General features: G+C 68.7%; 1 protein-coding gene. It reads right to left on the bottom strand.

Annotated features, from left to right (window positions below):
• Nucleotides 1-1,422, bottom strand: a 1,422-nt coding sequence (gene gndA / locus DEJ32_RS15915) for an NADP-dependent phosphogluconate dehydrogenase (RefSeq protein ID WP_110901993.1), incomplete at both ends; no start/stop codon positions are given.

Genomic DNA, 1,422 nt, shown 5'->3' with positions numbered 1-1,422 from the left:
TCCTGTTCGACCTCGCGGCGGTCGTTGTCGGACCAGAGGGTGTGGAACGTGCCGTCCTTGTCGATGCGCTGGTAGGTGTGGGCGCCGAAGAAGTCGCGTTGCCCCTGGATGAGCGCGGCGGGCAGGCGCTCGGACGCGAGGGAGTCGAAGTAGGACAGGGCGGAGGAGAACCCGGGCGCGGGGACACCGGACGCGGCCGCGATGCCCACGATCCGACGCCAGGCGGCTTCGCCCTCGGCGACGGCGTCGGCGAAGTACGGGTCGACGAGCAGCGACTCGAGGTCCGGGTTCTTCTCGTAGGCCTCGACGATGCGGTTGAGGAACTGGGCGCGGATGATGCAGCCGCCGCGCCAGATCTTCGCCATGTCCCCGAGCGCGATGTCCCAGTCGTACTCCTTCGCCCCGGCGATGATGAGGTCGAAGCCCTGCGCGTACGCGACGACCTTGGATGCGTAGAGGGCTGCGCGGACGTCGTCGGTGAACGAGTCCGGTGCCTGGGCGATGTCCGGCCGTGAGGTGACCGATTTCTGGACGGCTGCGCGCTGCGCGGGCCGGGACGAGACGGCTCGGGCGAACACGGCCTCGCCGATGCCGGAGACGGGGATGCCGAGACCGACTGCGTTCTGCACGGTCCAGACGCCGGTGCCCTTCGATCCGGCGGCGTCGCGGATGACGTCCACGAGCGGTGTGCCGGTGTCGGCGTCCTTCTGCTTGAGGACCTCCCCGGTGATCTCGATCAGGTAGGACTCCAGGTCGCCCTTGTTCCACTCGTCGAACACGTCGACGAGCTGGTCGACGCTGTAGCCCCCGATGCGGCGCAGCAGGTCGTAGGACTCCGCGATGAGCTGCATGTCGGCGTACTCGATGCCGTTGTGCACCATCTTGACGAAGTGTCCGGCGCCGTCGGTCCCGACGTGGGTGACGCAGGGCTCGCCCTCGGCGACGGCCGCGATCGACTTCAGGATCGGGCCGAGCGTCTCCCACGCCTCGTCCGAGCCGCCGGGCATGATCGACGGCCCGTGCAGGGCGCCTTCCTCGCCGCCGGAGATGCCGGTGCCGACGAAGTTGATGCCCTTGTCCTTCAGGTCGTGCTCGCGGCGGATGGTGTCGTGGAAGTTCGCGTTGCCGCCGTCGACGATGATGTCGCCCGGCTCGAACCGCTCGGCCAACTGGCCGATGACGGCGTCGGTGCCCTTCCCGGCCTGGACCATGATGATCGCCGTGCGCGGCTTCGACAGCGAGGCGACGAAGCCGTCGATGTCCTCCGACGCGATGAAGCCCATGTCCCCGTGCTCGCGCATCAGGTCCTCGGTCCGGGCGTAGGTGCGGTTGTAGACCGCGACGGTGTTCCCCTCACGCGACGCGAGGTTCCGCGCCAGGTTCGAACCCATCACCGCGAGGCCGATGACCCCGATGTTCGCC

Origin of the sequence: Curtobacterium sp. MCPF17_046 (assembly GCF_003224295.1) — a bacterium.
GTDB lineage: Bacteria > Actinomycetota > Actinomycetes > Actinomycetales > Microbacteriaceae > Curtobacterium.
This window is presented reverse-complemented; position numbering and strand designations above follow the sequence as displayed.